At 72.5% G+C, this 15,652-nt stretch carries 11 protein-coding genes and 1 riboswitch; of the genes, 9 read left to right on the forward strand and 2 right to left on the reverse strand.

Features of this window, described 5'->3' with window-relative positions; translation table 11 throughout:
• Nucleotides 1-56 precede the first annotated feature (56 nt).
• Both DNK56_RS28345 and DNK56_RS28350 read left to right on the forward strand, forming a co-directional pair.
• Nucleotides 57-1,217 carry a citrate synthase/methylcitrate synthase gene (locus tag DNK56_RS28345; RefSeq protein ID WP_111338620.1) on the forward strand — a complete coding sequence of 387 codons (1,161 nt, stop codon included), beginning with the start codon at nucleotides 57-59 and terminating at the stop codon, nucleotides 1,215-1,217.
• 19 nt (nucleotides 1,218-1,236) lie between these two features.
• Nucleotides 1,237-2,385, forward strand: coding sequence for a CobW family GTP-binding protein (locus tag DNK56_RS28350; RefSeq protein ID WP_111338621.1), 1,149 nt, complete (start codon nucleotides 1,237-1,239; stop codon nucleotides 2,383-2,385).
• Nucleotides 2,386-2,413: 28 nt separating this feature from the next.
• Here DNK56_RS28350 and DNK56_RS28355 read toward each other — a convergent pair whose 3' ends face one another.
• The gene (locus tag DNK56_RS28355; RefSeq protein WP_111338622.1) at nucleotides 2,414-4,864 is read right to left on the reverse strand and encodes a DNA gyrase/topoisomerase IV subunit A; all 2,451 of its coding nucleotides are present in this window, start codon (nucleotides 4,862-4,864) and stop codon (nucleotides 2,414-2,416) included.
• A 343-nt stretch (nucleotides 4,865-5,207) separates the two neighbouring features.
• Here DNK56_RS28355 and DNK56_RS28360 point away from each other — a divergent pair, with 343 nt between their 5' ends.
• From DNK56_RS28360 to DNK56_RS28375, 4 genes are all read left to right on the forward strand, one after another.
• Nucleotides 5,208-6,569 carry a M16 family metallopeptidase gene (locus DNK56_RS28360; protein ID WP_199563597.1) on the forward strand — a complete coding sequence of 454 codons (1,362 nt, stop codon included), beginning with the start codon at nucleotides 5,208-5,210 and terminating at the stop codon, nucleotides 6,567-6,569.
• Between the two features lie 26 nt (nucleotides 6,570-6,595).
• The gene (locus DNK56_RS28365) at nucleotides 6,596-7,978 is read left to right on the forward strand and encodes a M16 family metallopeptidase (protein WP_111338624.1); all 1,383 of its coding nucleotides are present in this window, start codon (nucleotides 6,596-6,598) and stop codon (nucleotides 7,976-7,978) included.
• 250 nt (nucleotides 7,979-8,228) lie between these two features.
• A riboswitch (cyclic di-AMP (ydaO/yuaA leader) is annotated at nucleotides 8,229-8,398 on the forward strand.
• Between the two features lie 13 nt (nucleotides 8,399-8,411).
• Nucleotides 8,412-9,293 carry a M23 family metallopeptidase gene (locus tag DNK56_RS28370; protein ID WP_111338625.1) on the forward strand — a complete coding sequence of 294 codons (882 nt, stop codon included), beginning with the start codon at nucleotides 8,412-8,414 and terminating at the stop codon, nucleotides 9,291-9,293.
• 202 nt (nucleotides 9,294-9,495) lie between these two features.
• Nucleotides 9,496-10,200, forward strand: a complete 705-nt coding sequence (locus tag DNK56_RS28375) for a GntR family transcriptional regulator (protein ID WP_111338626.1) — start codon at nucleotides 9,496-9,498, stop codon at nucleotides 10,198-10,200.
• A gap of 166 nt (nucleotides 10,201-10,366) precedes the next feature.
• Here the strand turns inward: DNK56_RS28375 and DNK56_RS28380 are convergent, their stop codons facing one another.
• Nucleotides 10,367-10,648 (reverse strand): HPr family phosphocarrier protein, encoded by a 282-nt coding sequence (locus tag DNK56_RS28380; protein WP_111338627.1) that lies wholly within the window; start codon nucleotides 10,646-10,648, stop codon nucleotides 10,367-10,369.
• Between the two features lie 161 nt (nucleotides 10,649-10,809).
• Here DNK56_RS28380 and DNK56_RS28385 point away from each other — a divergent pair, with 161 nt between their 5' ends.
• The 3 genes from DNK56_RS28385 to DNK56_RS28395 all read left to right on the forward strand — a co-directional run bounded on the left by DNK56_RS28385 (nucleotide 10,810) and on the right by DNK56_RS28395 (nucleotide 15,646).
• The gene (locus DNK56_RS28385) at nucleotides 10,810-13,770 is read left to right on the forward strand and encodes a bifunctional acetate--CoA ligase family protein/GNAT family N-acetyltransferase (protein WP_111338628.1); all 2,961 of its coding nucleotides are present in this window, start codon (nucleotides 10,810-10,812) and stop codon (nucleotides 13,768-13,770) included.
• 89 nt (nucleotides 13,771-13,859) lie between these two features.
• The gene (locus DNK56_RS28390; RefSeq protein WP_111338629.1) at nucleotides 13,860-14,456 is read left to right on the forward strand and encodes a DUF5998 family protein; all 597 of its coding nucleotides are present in this window, start codon (nucleotides 13,860-13,862) and stop codon (nucleotides 14,454-14,456) included.
• A complete protein-coding gene (locus DNK56_RS28395) occupies nucleotides 14,456-15,646 on the forward strand; it encodes an alkaline phosphatase family protein (RefSeq protein ID WP_111338630.1) in 1,191 nt (396 codons plus the stop codon). Before DNK56_RS28390 ends, DNK56_RS28395 begins: the two co-directional genes overlap by 1 nt.
• Nucleotides 15,647-15,652 lie beyond the last annotated feature (6 nt).

Below are 15,652 nucleotides of genomic sequence, written 5' to 3' on the forward strand. Positions count from 1 at the left end.
TGCATGGACAGTCGAATCAATATCAAGTGGTCATCGACCCGTCCACGGAGGAAGCAATGACGACCATGACCGGTGACACACCGCTCGACGTCCCCCGAGGTCTCGCGGGCGTCGTCGTGACCGATACGGCCCTCGGAGACGTCCGGGGACGCGAGGGCTTCTACCACTACCGCCAGTACTCGGCGGTCGAACTGGCGCGGAGCCGCAGCTTCGAGGACGTCTGGTACCTGATGACCGAGGGCGAACTGCCCGGCCCGGCGGCCCGAGCGGACTTCGCCGACCGCACGGCCGCGCTGCGCGTCCTGCCCGACGCGGTGCGCGAGGCCCTGCCCGCCATCGCGCGGGCGAGCGCGGTGTCGGGCCCGCTGGCCGGGCTGCGCACCGCGCTCTCCCTGCTCGGCGCGTCGGCCGGTTTCCGGCCGGTGTACGACATCGGCGCGGAGCGGCGCCGGGCCGACGCGCTGGCCGTCTGCGCGGCCGTACCCACGGTGCTGACCGCGCTGTACCGCCTCGGCCGGGGGCTCGAACCCGTCGAGCCGCGCGCCGACCTGCCGCACGCGGCGAACTACCTGTACATGCTCACCGGCACCCTGCCGGACGAGGCACGGGTCAGGGCCGTCGAGCGGTATCTGATCTCCACCGTGGACCACGGCTTCAACGCCTCGACGTTCACCGGACGGGTCGTCGCCTCGACCGGGGCGGACGTCGCAGCCTGCCTCGTCGCGGCCGTCGGAGCGCTTTCCGGCCCGCTGCACGGCGGCGCCCCCAGCCGCGCCCTCGACACGCTCGACGCGATCGGAACCCCGGACCGGATCGACGGATGGATCCGCGAACGGGTCCTCGCCGGCGACCGGATCATGGGCTTCGGCCACCCCGTGTACCGCACCGAGGACCCCCGCTCGCGCATGCTGCGGTCCATCGCCCAGGACTTCGGCGGCCCGCTCGTGGACTTCGCCGTCGAGGTGGAACGCCGGGTGCAGGCGATCCTCGCCGAGCTGAAACCGGGGCGCGAACTGCACACCAACGTGGAGTTCTACGCCGGAGTGGTCATGGAGCTGTGCGGGCTGCCGCGTGAGATGTTCACGCCGACCTTCTGCGCGGCGCGAGTCGTGGGCTGGAGCGCCAATATCCTGGAGCAGGCGGAGGACTCGAAGATCATCCGTCCGGCGGCGCGCTACGTCGGCCCGCCCCCGCCGCAGCCCGTCCCGGCAGTCTGACCACGCAGGAAGGTCCCCGTTGAGCACGTCGCCCCGCAGCCCCCAGATCCCGGTCGTCGTCCTCGCGGGCTTCCTCGGGTCCGGCAAGACGACCCTGCTCAACCACCTCCTGCGGCACCGCGCGGGCAACCGGATCGGCGTGATCGTCAACGATTTCGGGGCCATCGAGATCGACGCCATGACCGTCTCCGGGCAGGTCGGGTCCACCGTGTCCCTGGGCGGCGGCTGCCTGTGCTGCGCGGTCGACGTCAGTGAACTCGACACCTATCTGGAGGCCCTCACCCGGCCCTCCGCCCGGCTCGACGTGATCGTCATCGAGGCGAGCGGTCTCGCGGAGCCGCAGGAACTGATCCGGATGATCCTCGCCAGCGACAACCCGCACATCGTGTACGGGGGACTGGTCGAGGTGGTCGACGCCGCCGAGTTCGAGGCGACCCGCGCGCGCCACCCGGAGATCGGCCGCCATCTCGCGGTGGCCGATCTCGTCGTGCTCAACAAGACCGACCGGGCCGGCGACGAGGAGTGCGCCCGCGTCCGGCAGGCCGTCGCCGAGTCCGGCAGCAGGGCGGCGATCGTCCCCGCCGCATTCGGACGTATCGACCCGGAGCTGCTGTTCGACCCGGCGCTGCGGCCCGACCACGAGGAGAAGGAGCGCCAGCTCAGCTTCGAGGACCTGTACCTGGAGCAGCGCGCGCAGGAGGACGGCGACGGGCACGGGGGTCATCTGCACACCGCGTACGAGAGCCTCGACTTCGACTCCGACCTCCCGATGGAGCCCGGCCGGCTGATGCGGTTCCTGGACTCGCGGCCCGAGGGGCTGTATCGCATCAAGGGGTACGTCGACTTCGGCGCGGGCGACCTGGACCACGCCTACGGGGTACACGCGGTGGGCAGGTTCCTGCGGTTCACCCCCAGGCCGTGGACGCGCGGCGAGCCCAGGCGGACCCAGCTCGTCCTGATCGGCGCCGATATCGACGTACCGGCCCTGCGCAAGGAGCTGGAGGCCTGCCGTACCCCGGCCGATACAGGCGCCACGGCCGACACCGGCGCGACGGCCGACACAGGCGCCACGGCCGACACCGGCGCCACGGAGCAGGATGCCGCACGCGAGCGGGCCATGTGGGGCGTCCTGCGGTACGTGCGACAGCCCGGCGACGACGACGTGTAGCGCGTCACCGCCGCCGGGCCACCGGGCTCTACGCCGGGCCGGCGATCACCGCGACCGGGTTCGCCAGCGGCGTCCCCGAACCGTCGCGCCGCGGGTCGGGCTCGGGCAGCGACGACGGGGTGCCGTTCTTCTGCGCCGCCCTGGCCGGCATCGCACCCGCCCAGGCGAACACCAGCACGTCCTCGCCCTTCAGGAACCGCTGGCAGCGCACCCCGCCGGTCGCCCGGCCCTTGCGCGGATACTGGTCGAACGGCGTGAGCTTGCAGGTCAGGACGGAATCGTCCAGCGTGCCGTGCGAACCGGCGATGGTGAACACCGCGGCGTCCGCCGCCGGGTCCACCGCCGAGAACGCCAGCACCAGCGCCCCCGAGCCGAGCTTGACGCCCGCCATGCCGCCGGCCGGCCGGCCCTGCGGGCGCACCTGCGCCGCCGGGTAGCGCAGCAGCTGCGCGTCCGAGGTGATGAAGACGAGGTCCTCCTCGCCCGTCCGCAGCTCCACCGCGCCGACGATCCGGTCACCGTCCTTGAGGGTGATGACCTCCAGCTCGTCCTTGTTGGCCGGATAGTCCGGCACCACACGCTTGACGACGCCGTGGAGCGTACCGATGGCGAGGCCCGGTGACGCCTCGTCGAGCGTGGTCAGGCAGATGACGTCCTCGTCCGCCTCCAGCGTCAGGAACTCCCCGACCGTCGCCCCGCCCGACAGGTTGGGCGCCGAGTGGGTGTCCGGGAGCTGGGGGAGGTCGATCACTGACAGCCGCAGCAGCCGCCCGCTCGACGTCACCACGCCGACGTCGCCGCGCGCCGTCGCCGGCACCGCCGAGACGATCACATCGTGCTTGGACCGCTTGGCACCCTCGGCGGCGACGATCGGCTCGCCGTTGGCCGTACGCGCCAGCAGACCGGTCGAGGACAGCAGCACCCGGCACGGGTCGTCCGCGACCTCCAGCGGCACCGAGGCGACCTGCGAACCGGCCGACTCCAGCAGCACCGTGCGCCGGGCGGTGCCGAACTTCTTCGCGACCGCGGCCAGTTCCGAGGAGACCAGCTTGCGCAGCTCGGTGTCCGACTCCAGGATCGACGTCAGCTCGGCGATCTCGGCGTTCAGCCGGTCCCGCTCGCTCTCCAGCTCGATCCGGTCGAACCGGGTCAGCCGCCGCAGCGGCGTGTCGAGGATGTACTGCGTCTGGATCTCGCTCAGCGAGAAGCGCTCGATGAGCCGCTCCTTGGCCTGCGCCGAGTTGTCGCTGGAGCGGATCAGCCGGATGACCTCGTCGATGTCGACCAGGGCGACGAGCAGGCCCTCGACCAGATGCAGCCGGTTGCGGCGCTTGGTCCGGCGGAACTCGCTGCGCCGGCGCACCACGTCGAAGCGGTGGTCGAGATAGACCTCCAGCAGCTCCTTGAGGCCCAGGGTGAGCGGCTGCCCGTCGACCAGCGCCACGTTGTTGATGCCGAAGGACTCCTCCATCGGCGTCAGCTTGTAGAGCTGCTCCAGCACCGCCTCCGGCACGAAGCCGTTCTTGATCTCGATGACCAGGCGCAGGCCGTGCGCGCGGTCGGTGAGGTCCTTGACGTCGGCGATGCCCTGGAGCTTCTTCGCCGAGACCAGGTCCTTGATCTTGGAGATGACCTTCTCGGGGCCCACGGTGAACGGCAGTTCGGTGACGACGAGGCCCTTGCGGCGCGGCGTGACGTTCTCCACCGTGGCCGTGGCGCGGATCTTGAACGTGCCGCGGCCCTTGGCGTACGCGTCCTTGATGCCGCCGAGGCCCACGATCCGCCCGCCGGTCGGCAGGTCGGGGCCGGGGACGTACCGCATCAGGGTCTCCAGGTCGGCGCCCGGATGCTTGATGAGGTGCCGGGCCGCCGCGATGACCTCGCCCAGGTTGTGCGGCGGCATGTTGGTGGCCATGCCGACCGCGATCCCGGTCGTGCCGTTGACCAGGAGGTTGGGGTAGGCGGCCGGGAGGACGACCGGCTCCTGCTCCTGGCCGTCGTAGTTCGCCTGGAAGGCGACCGTCTCCTCGTCGATGGACTCCGTCATCAGCGAGGTCGCGTCGGCCATCCGGCACTCGGTGTACCGCATGGCGGCCGGCGGGTCGTCGTTGCCCAGGGAGCCGAAGTTGCCGTGCCCGTCGACGAGGGGCAGGCGCATGGAGAACGGCTGGGCCATGCGCACCAGCGCGTCGTAGATCGACGCGTCGCCGTGGGGGTGCAGCTTGCCCATGACCTCGCCGACGACGCGGGCGCACTTCACGAAGCCGCGGTCCGGGCGCAGGCCCATCTCGTTCATCTGGTACACGATGCGGCGGTGCACCGGCTTCATGCCGTCGCGGGCGTCCGGCAGGGCACGGGAATAGATCACCGAGTACGCGTACTCGAGGAAGGAGCCCTGCATTTCGTCGACGACGTCGATGTCGAGGATCTTCTCCTCGAAGTCGACCGGCGGCGGGGTCTTCGTGCTGCGGCGGGCCATCGCTGCTGCGACTCCTTCACGGCTGTCGTGCGGGCAACCTCTCAGGTCCCCTGAAGGTTCTGACGCGCACCATTGTGGACCGCCGCACTGACAACCCCGACCTCGACCCGTCCCAAACGCCCCTCGCCATCCGTCCCGAGGCGGTGGAGGACCCCCTTCCGGGGAATTTCGTGCGAACCTCCGCCGTACGGGAACTTCGGCAGGTGCCGGTTCGCTTGCATACAGTGGCTGTGTCTCGAAGCAACCTTGTCTCGGCAACCTTGTCTCGAAGCAACTTTTCGAAGCAGCCTCCCGCAGCGGCTTCTTCATATGGACATTCAGTAGCGCGATCGAAGGGACGTACATGCCCATGGGTCACACGGCCACAGCCCAGGCCGGCTCCGGCGGCTTGACAGCGACCGAGCACCGTCTGGCCAACGGCCTGCGCGTGGTGCTCTCCGAGGACCATCTGACCCCGGTCGCGGCGGTGTGCCTCTGGTACGACGTCGGCTCGCGCCACGAGGTCAAGGGCCGTACGGGCCTCGCCCACCTCTTCGAGCACCTGATGTTCCAGGGCTCCGGCCAGGTCAAGGGGAACGGACACTTCGAGCTGGTGCAGGGCGCCGGCGGCTCGCTCAACGGCACCACCAGCTTCGAGCGGACCAACTACTTCGAGACCATGCCCACGCACCAGCTGGAGCTGGCCCTGTGGCTCGAGGCCGACCGGATGGGCTCGCTGCTCGCCGCGCTCGACGAGGAGTCCATGGAGAACCAGCGCGACGTCGTCAAGAACGAGCGCCGCCAGCGCTACGACAACGTCCCGTACGGCACCGCGTTCGAGCGGCTGACCGCCCTGGCCTACCCCGAGCCCCACCCGTACCACCACACCCCGATCGGCTCGATGGCCGACCTGGACGCGGCGACGCTGGAGGACGCCCGCGCCTTCTTCCGTACGTACTACGCGCCGAACAACGCGGTGCTGTCGGTCGTCGGGGACATCGACCCCGAGCAGACCCTCGCCTGGATCGAGAAGTACTTCGGCTCCATCCCCTCCCACGACGGCAAGCAGCCGCCGCGCGACGGCTCGCTGCCCCCGATCATGGGCGGCCAGCTGCGCGAGGAGGTCCGTGAGGAGGTGCCCTCCCGCGCCCTGATGGCCGCCTACCGGCTGCCCCACGACGGCACCCGCGAGTGCGACGCCGCGGACCTCGCCCTGACCGTGCTGGGCGGCGGCGAGTCCTCCCGGCTGCACAACCGTCTGGTCCGCCGCGACCGTACGGCGGTGGCCGCCGGATTCGGACTGCTCCGGCTCGCCGGCGCGCCCTCCCTGGGCTGGCTGGACGTCAAGACGTCCGGCGGCGTGGAGATCGCCCGGATCGAGGCCGCGGTCGACGAGGAGCTGGCCCGGTTCGCCGAGGAGGGCCCCACGCCCGAGGAGATGGAGCGTGCCCAGGCCCAGTTGGAGCGCGAGTGGCTGGACCGGCTCGGTACGGTCGCGGGCCGCGCCGACGAACTCTGCCGGTACGCCGTGCTGTTCGGTGACCCGCAGCTCGCCCTGACCGCCGTCGACCGGGTCCTCGACGTCACGGCCGAGGAGGTCAAGGCGGCCGCGCAGGCCCAGCTGCGGCCGGACAACAGGGCCGTCCTGGTCTATGAACCGGTCGAGCCCGCCGAAGAGGCCGAGGCTGACACCGACACCGACGCGCACGAAGGGGCGGACCAGTGACCGACGCTGCCGCGACTGAAGTTTCGATGCAGTACCACCCGCAGCCGACCCCCGGCACGGCCCGCCCCTGGGCCTTCCCCGCGCCCGAGCGCGGCTCCCTGCCCAACGGCATCACGGTGCTGCGCTGCCACCGCCCCGGCCAGCAGGTCGTCGCCGTCGAGATCTCCATCGACGCCCCCCTGGAAGCCGAGCCCGAGGGCCTGGACGGCGTGGCGACGATCATGTCCCGCGCCCTGTCCGAGGGCACCGACAAGCACAGCGCCGAGGAATTCGCCGCCGAGCTGGAGCGCTGCGGGGCCACCCTCGACGCCCACGCCGACCACCCCGGCATCCGGGTCTCCCTGGAGGTCCCGGTCTCCCGGCTGGCCAAGGCCCTGGGCCTGACCGCCGAGGCGCTGCGGGCCCCGGCCTTCGCCGACAGCGAGATCGAGCGGCTGGTACGCAACCGGCTGGACGAGATCCCGCACGAGCAGGCCAACCCGGCCCGCCGCGCGGCCAAGCAGCTCTCCAAGGAGCTGTTCCCGGCCACGGCCCGTATCTCGCGCCCGCGGCTGGGCACCCAGGAGACCCTGGAGCGGATCGACGCCGCGGCCGTGCGCGCCTTCTACGAGGCGCACATCCGCCCGTCCGCCGCGACCGCCGTCGTCGTCGGCGACCTGACCGGCATCGACCTGGACGCGCTGCTCGCCGAGACCATCGGCGACTGGACCGGGAACACCGCCGAACCCCGCCCCGTCCCGCCGATCACGGCCGACGACACGGGCCGGGTCGTCATCGTGGACCGCCCCGGCGCGGTGCAGACGCAGCTGCTGATCGGCCGTATCGGCGCCGACCGCCACGAGAGCGTCTGGCCGGCCCAGGTCCTCGGCACGTACTGCCTCGGCGGCACGCTCACCTCCCGGCTCGACCGGGTGCTGCGCGAGGAGAAGGGCTACACCTACGGCGTACGGGCCTTCGCCCAGGTGCTCCGCTCCGGCGCCCCCGACGCCGTCACGGGTTCGACGGGCGCCGCGATGCTCGCGATCAGCGGCTCCGTGGACACCGAGTCCACCGGTCCGGCCCTGGAGGACCTGTGGAAGGTCCTGCGGACGCTGGCCGCCGAGGGCCTGACGGACGCCGAGCGCGAGACGGCCGTGCAGAACCTCGTGGGGGTCGCCCCGCTGAAGTTCGAGACGGCGGCCTCCGTCGCGAGCACCCTCGCCGACCAGGTGGAACAGCACCTCCCGGACGACTACCAGGCGACGCTGTACGCCCGCCTCGCCGAGACCGGCACGGTGGAGGCGACCGCGGCGGCGGTCAGCGCCTTCCCGGTGGACCGGCTGGTCACGATCCTCGTCGGTGACGCCTCGCGCATCGAGGAGCCGGTCAGGGCCCTGGGCATCGGCGAGGTGTCGGTCGTCACCGGCTGACCGCTTGCCGCGCCCGGCCGAACGGGCGGGGAACGGAGAGGCTCCGGCGCACTGTTGCTGCCGGAGCCTCTCCGCGTACGTATGGCCCCCGGACCCCGTGGTGCACCTTTTATCCCTTTCATCGCTCAATCATGCTGATTGCCCCTGTGGGATGCGCTACAAATCCCTCTGCCCGTTTGGTGGCGTGAAGTCCGGCCGCTTAGCTTCGGTTGCGCTGTCCGCCACTCGTGCACCGCATCCGCGACGCACCGGGCAGCCATCGCCGAGTCCCCGTCGGGCGTGAGCCCTGGGGAGCCGGGGACCCACGCAGTCCCTGGGGTGAATCGGACGCCCGCGCCCCCCGCCCGGGGCGAGCCGTCCGTAGGAGACCTTCCTGCTCCGAACCCGTCAGCTAACCCGGTAGGCGAGAAGGAAGGAAAGGACCAGCCACCCCATGGCCTTCACCCGTGCCACCGGGAAGCACCGTGCCCCGAAGCGTCTGACCCGTACCGGCGCCAAGGCGCTCGGCGTCGCTACCCTCGCCACCACCGGCGTCATCGGCTCCCTGGCCTCCCCGGCCCTCGCCGCCGACGCCGCGACGGCCCCCGCGGCCACCGAGACCGGCCTCTCCCAGATCCTCACCATCGAGAACACCCTCGCCGACCGGATCGACGCCCAGGCCGACGCGCAGCGGCACCAGGCCGACGTCACCGAGAAGAAGGCGGCCGCCGAGGCGAAGGCCGAGAAGAAGGCCGCGGCCAAGAAGAAGGCGGCAGCCGAGAAGGCCGCGGCGAAGGCGGCCAAGGCCAAGGCCGCGAAGGCCGCCGAGGCCGCGAGGACCGCGAAGGAGGCGGCCGGGAAGAAGGCCGACGCCACCCGCGAGGCCTCCGAGCGCGCCACCCGCTCCACCGCCCGCACCTCCCTCGGCACGTCGTACCAGCTGCCCGTCGCCGGTTCGTACGTGACCACCGGCTACAAGTCCAGCGGCTCGCTGTGGTCCTCCGGCAGCCATTCCGGCATCGACTTCCACGCCGCGTCCGGCAGCTCCGTCGTCGCCGTGGGCGCCGGCACGGTCGTCGAGGCCGGCTGGGGCGGGGCGTACGGCAACAACATCGTGCTCCGGATGACGGACGGCACGTACACCCAGTACGGCCACCTCTCCTCCATCGGCGTCTCCGTCGGCCAGAGCGTCGGCGCAGGACAGCGGATCGGCCTCTCCGGCTCCACCGGGAACTCCACCGGCCCGCACCTCCACTTCGAGGCCCGCACCGCGCCGTCCTACGGCTCCGACCTCGACCCGATCTCCTACCTCCGCGCCCACGGCGTCCGCGTCTGAGCGGTCGGCTCGCGGACTCCCCGGCGAAGGCCCCGGCACCCTGCCGGGGCCTTCGCCGTATCCGCCGTATCCGATCCCGGCCCTGTCCAAAACCTCTTCATGAATTCCGGCCCGGCGTCGGAAATGCGAGCGCATTGCCATAGAGTCGCGCCAGAGACGTCGATCGACCGCTGTTCGCGGGAATTGAGGCGGAGGTTCGGACATGCGTGTTCCGGCGCAATCGGTATGCACGGCGATCCGTGACGACATCGTCTCCGGTGTCTTCGCCCGCGGCAGCCGGCTCACCGAGGAGGCGCTCGCACGGCGTTACGGGGTTTCCCGCGTCCCCGTACGGGAAGCGCTGCGCACCCTGGAGTCCGAGGGGTTCGTCGTCACCCGCAGACACGCCGGAGCCTGCGTCGCCGAGCCCTCGGAACAGGAGGCCGCCGACCTGCTGGAAGTACGCATGCTCCTCGAACCCCTGAGCGCGGCCCGTGCGGCCCACCGCCGCACGGAGGCCCACCTCAAGGTGCTGCGCGGCCTGGTGAGACTCGGTCAGGAGCGGGCCCGCCGGGGAGAGGGCGATGACCTGCGCTCCCTGGCAGGCTGGTTCCACGAGACGCTCGCGCAGGCATCCGGCAGCCCCGGACTCATCGCCCTGCTCGCCCAGCTCCGCCACAAGATCGACTGGATGTACGCGGTGGAGCCGCCGGCCCGCCCCGCCGACGCCTGGGCCGAACACGGCGCCCTCGTGGACGCCGTGGCGCGCCGGGACGCCGAGCGTGCGCGCTCCCTGGCCGCGCGGCTCGCCGAACGGCAGAGCGCCGCGGCCAGGCTGCGCCGCACCGCTCGCCCCGGAGGCGTACCCCGGCCCGGTCGCGTGAGCAATGCGCAACGTGCCGTAAACACCGCGAGCGGCGGGAATTAACAAAGGGCGCGTACAAAGGGAATGGATGTCCGCGCAAATAAAGGAGTCTGTGCGAATAAAGGCGTCTGCGCTCATGAAGGCTTCCGCGCACGCAAAAGCCGCGGCGTCCTTTTCAGGGGGCCGCGGCTTTCGGGTCAAGAATTCCGGCGGTCGTGACCGCTGCGGTTCAGACGGTCTCCGGGAGCTCTTCGAGGCCCTCGGCGACCAGCTTGGCCAGCCGGTCCAGCGCGGCATCGGCGTTGTCCGCGTCGGACGCGAGCACGATCTCCTCGCCGCCCTGGGCGCCGAGACCGAGCACCGCGAGCATGGAGGCCGCGTTCGCCGGGGCGCCGTCCGCCTTGGCGATGGTGACGGGAACGCCGGAAGCCGTGACGGCACGGACGAAGATGGAAGCGGGGCGGGCGTGCAGGCCCTCGGCCCAACCGACGTTTACGCGGCGCTCAGCCATGGTTCTGCCCTTCACGAATCAACGGTTGTCTAGACCAGTGTCTCATGTGGTGCGCGGTGCTCCGGGCCGACCCGCAGGCCGCGCCGGGGGCGTCCCGGACCCCCCAGCCTGCCCCGCCCCCGGCACCGCCGCGACCCGTGCCGCAGCCGTAGGCTTGGCGCATGCAGCCCTCTCCGGAGCAGAGTCCGCATTACGTCTACCCCGATCACTGGGAGGCGGACGTGGTGCTCCGCGACGGCGGCACCGCGCGGATCAGGCCGATCACCACGGACGACGCCGAGCGCCTGGTCGGCTTCTACGAGCAGGTGTCCGACGAGTCGAAGTACTACCGCTTCTTCGCGCCCTACCCCCGGCTCTCCGCCAAGGACGTGCACCGCTTCACCCATCACGACTACGTCGACAGGGTGGGGCTCGCCGTCACGGTGGGCGGCGAGTTCATCGCCACCGTCCGCTACGACCGGATCGACGCGACCGGCCGGCCCGCGTCCGCCCCCGCCGACGAGGCCGAGGTCGCCTTCCTCGTCCAGGACGCCCACCAGGGCCGGGGCGTGGCCTCGACCCTCCTCGAACACATCGCCGCGGTCGCCCGGGAACGCGGCATCCGGCGCTTCGCCGCCGAGGTGCTGCCCGCCAACACCAAGATGATCAAGGTGTTCCGGGACGCCGGCTACACCCAGCAGCGCAGCTTCGAGGACGGCTCCGTCCACCTCACTCTGGACCTCGAACCCACCGCCGAGTCCCTGGCCGTCCAGCGCGCCCGTGAACAGCGCGCCGAGGCCAAGTCCGTGCAGCGGCTGCTCGCCCCCGGCTCCGTCGCCGTCATCGGCGTCGGCCGCACCCCCGGCGGCGTCGGGCGCACCGTCCTGCGCAACCTGATCGGCGCGGGCTTCACCGGCCGCGTCCACGCCGTGAACAGCTCCTTCGGCGCCGACCGGCAGACCATCGACGGGGTCCCCGCGCACCGCTCCCTGGGCGAGATCGGCGAACCGGTCGACCTCGCGGTCGTCGCCGTGCCCGCCGACCGGGTCCCGGAGGCCGTCGCGGACTGCGGCGAGCACGGCGTCCAGGGGCTGGTCGTCCTCTCCGCCGGTTACGCCGAGTGGGGCGCCGAGGGCCGCGAGCGCCAGCGCGAACTGGTGCGCCAGGCCCGTTCGTACGGCATGCGGATCATCGGCCCCAACGCGTTCGGCGTCATCAACAACTCCGACGAGGTCCGGCTCAACGCCTCGCTCGCCCCCGAGCGGCCCGCCTCGGGGCGCATCGGACTGTTCACCCAGTCCGGCGCCATCGGCATCGCCCTGCTCTCCGGGCTCTACCGGCGCGGCGCGGGCCTCTCCACCTTCATCTCGGCCGGCAACCGGGCCGACATCTCCGGCAACGACTTCCTCCAGTACTGGTACGAGGACCCGGACACCGACGTCGCCCTGCTCTACCTGGAGTCGCTGGGCAACCCGCGCAAGTTCACCCGTCTCGCCCGCCGCACCGCCGCCGTGAAGCCGGTCGTCGTGGTCAAGGGCGCCCGGCACAGCGGCTCCACCCCGCCCGGCCACGCCGTCCCCGTCAGCCGCATCCCCGACTCCACGGTCTCCGCGCTGATGCGGCAGGCGGGCGTCATCCGCGTCGACACGGTCACCGAGATGGTCGACGCCGGACTGCTCCTGGCCGACCAGCCGCTCCCCGCGGGCGGGCGTGTCGCGATCCTCGGCAACTCCGAGTCGCTGGGGCTGCTCACGTACGACGTCTGCCTGGCCGAGGGGCTCCGCCCGCGCCCGCCCATCGACCTCACCACCTCCGCCACCCCGCAGGACTTCCGGGACGCGCTGTCGGCGGCGCTGGCCGACGGGGCGTGCGACGCCGTGATCGTGACGGCGATCCCCTGGGTGGGCGAGGACGGCGAGGCGGAGTCGGGCGACGGCGAGGTCCTGGCCACCGCGCTGCACGCGGCGGCGGCCGCCGGGCCGGCCAAGCCGGTCGCCGTGGTGCATGTGGAGATCGGTGGCCTGGCGGAGGCGCTCTCCGCCGCGACCAGCACCGTGGCCCAGCAGCGCCCGGCCACCCAGCCCTTCGCGGCGGCCCAGCAGGCCCCGGCCCCGGCCCCCCACCCGGAGACCCCGGCGCCCCGGCCCCCGTCCGCAGCCGAAAACCCCACCCCAACCGCCGACACCCCCCGCACCGCCGGCACCTCCAACAACGCCGACGCTCCCGGAAGCACCGATACCCCCCGCAGCGCCGACACCCCCCGTATCGGCCGCATCCCCGCCTACCCCGCCGCCGAGCGGGCCGTGCGGGCGCTCGCCGAGGCCGTCCGGTACGCCCAGTGGCGGCGGCAGGCCGCCGTGCCCGGCAAGGTCCCCGACTTCCTCGACGACACCATCGACGCGCCGGGCGCCGCCGCCCGCATCGACGCCCTGCTCGGCGAGGACCCCGACCCGCGCGGCCGGCCGCTCGGCCACGACGAGGCCCGCGAACTCCTCGCCTGCTACGGGATCGCCGTCCGGCCCACGCTGCCCGCGCCCGGCCCGGAAGAGGCGGTGGCCGCCGCGGCCCGGCTCGGCTACCCGGTCGCGCTGAAGACCACCGCACCCCATCTGCGCCACCGCGCCGACCTCGGCGGCGTACGCCTGGACCTCGACAGCGAGGCCGCGCTGCGCCGCGCGTACGGGGACCTGACCGAACTGCTCGGCGCGCCGGCGGAGCTGCGGCCGGTCGTCCAGGCCATGGCGCCGCGCGGTGTGGACACCGTCGTCCGGGCCGCCATCGACCCGGCGGCCGGCGCCGTGCTCTCCTTCGGCCTGGCCGGAGCCCCCTCCGAGCTGCTGGGCGACACCGGACACCGGCTGGTGCCGGTCACCGACCGGGACGCCGCCGAGCTGATCCGGTCCATCCGCGCGGCCCCGGTCCTGTTCGGCTGGCGCGGTGCGGCGCCGGTGGACACCGCCGCGCTGGAGGAGCTGCTGCTGCGGGTCTCCCGGCTGGTGGACGACCACCCCGAGGTGGTTTCCATCGCCCTGGAGCCCGTGGTGGTCGCCCCGCAGGGCCTCACCGTGCTCGGGGCGAGCGTCCGGCTCTCGCCGCCGCCCGCCCGGACGGACCTCGGCCCGCGCCGCCTGTCCAACTACTGACCCGGCGCCGCTCGCGCGCCCCTGGACCGGCGGGCACCGCCCGTACGAGGCGTCCCCGGCAGCCATCCGGCCCCCGTAGGATGGTTCCCATGGCTAAGACCGGTACGACGACCCAGGGGCTGCGCGCGGCGATCGAGCGCAGCGGCTACTACCCGGCCCTCGTGGCCGAGGCGGTGGAGGCCGCCGTGGGCGGTGAGCCGGTCTCTTCGTACCTGGTCCACCAGGAGACGACCTTCGACTCCAACGAGGTCCGCCGGCACGTCACGGTCCTGGTCCTCACGGACACCCGCTTCATCGTCAGCCACACCGACGAGCAGAACGCGGACACCAGCTCGCCGTCCCCGTACGCCACCACCTCCACCGAGTCGGTCAAGCTCGACCGCATCTCGTCGGTCGTGGTCAGCCGGGTCGTGGCCGATCCGGAGAAGTACGTTCCGGGCACGCTGCCCCGCGAGGTCGTCCTGACCATCGGCTGGGGCGCGGTCTCCCGGATCGACCTGGAGCCCGCCGCCTGCGGCGACCCCAACTGCGAGGCCGACCACGGCTACACGGGCAACACCACCGCCGACGACCTGAGCCTGCGGGTCAGCGAGGCCGGTGACGGCCCGGACACCGTGCGCCAGACCCTCGCCTTCGCCCAGGCCCTCTCCGAGGCCACGGCCGCGACCCCCGCGGCCGGCCGCTGATGGCCGAGCCGGCCTGGCAGGACGACCCCGTCCCGCTGTCCGTGGACAGCGCCCCCGTTCCGGAGTACGGCAGCGGCTCGCTCGCCGATCTGCTGCCGACCCTGCTCGCGGGCCAGGGCGTGCCCGGCTTCGAGGCGGCCATCGGCGAACTCACCCCCGCCGACCGGAACTGCGTCTTCCTGATCGACGGCCTCGGCTGGGAGCAGATCCGGGCGCATCCCGACGAGGCCCCCTTCCTGCACGGGCTGCTGCCCACCTCGCGGGGCGGCACCGGCCGCCCCATCACGGCGGGCTTCCCGGCCACCACGGCGGCCTCGCTGGCCTCCGTGGGCACCGGCCTGCCCCCCGGCGAGCATGGCCTTCCCGGCTACACGGTCCGCAATCCCGAGACCGGCGAGCTGATGAACCAGCTCCGCTGGAACCCGTGGACGCCGCCGAAGGCATGGCAGCCCCACCCGACGCTCTTCCGGCTCGCCGACGCGGCCGGGGTGCGTACGGCGCAGGTCTCCGCGCCCGCCTTCGAGCAGACCCCGCTGACCAAGGTCGCGCTCAGCGGCGGCTCCTTCCTCGGCCGGCTCAGCGGCGAGGAGCGGATGGACACCGCCGCCGAACGGCTGGCCGCAGGGGACCGCTCGCTCGTCTACACGTACTACAGCGAGGTCGACGGCAAGGGCCACCGCTTCGGCATGGACTCCGACGCCTGGCGCGGCCAGCTGATGTACGTGGACGGGTTGGCCCGGCGCCTGGCCGAACAGCTTCCGCCGCGCTCGGCGCTCTACATCACTGCCGACCACGGCATGATCGACATCCCGTTCGACGAGCAGTCCCGGATCGACTTCGACGAGGACTGGGAGCTGCGCGCCGGTGTCGCGCTGCTCGGCGGCGAGGGCCGGGCCCGGCATGTGTACGCCGTTCCGGGCGCCGCGTCCGACGTGCTGGCGGTCTGGCGCGAGGTGCTGGGCGAGCGGTTCTGGGTGGCGAGCCGGGAAGAGGCCGTCGCGGCGGGCTGGTTCGGCCCCCGCATCGACGAACGGGTCCGCGACAGGATCGGCGACGTGGTCGCGGCCGCCCACGACGACGTGGTGATCACCGCGTCCGTCAACGAACCGCACGAGTCGGCCATGGTCGGCATGCACGGCTCCATGACCCCCGTCGAGCAGTTCGTACCGCTCCTCGAAGTACGCTCGTAGCGCGTT

Source organism: Streptomyces sp. AC1-42W (assembly GCF_003248355.1).
Classification (GTDB): domain Bacteria; phylum Actinomycetota; class Actinomycetes; order Streptomycetales; family Streptomycetaceae; genus Streptomyces.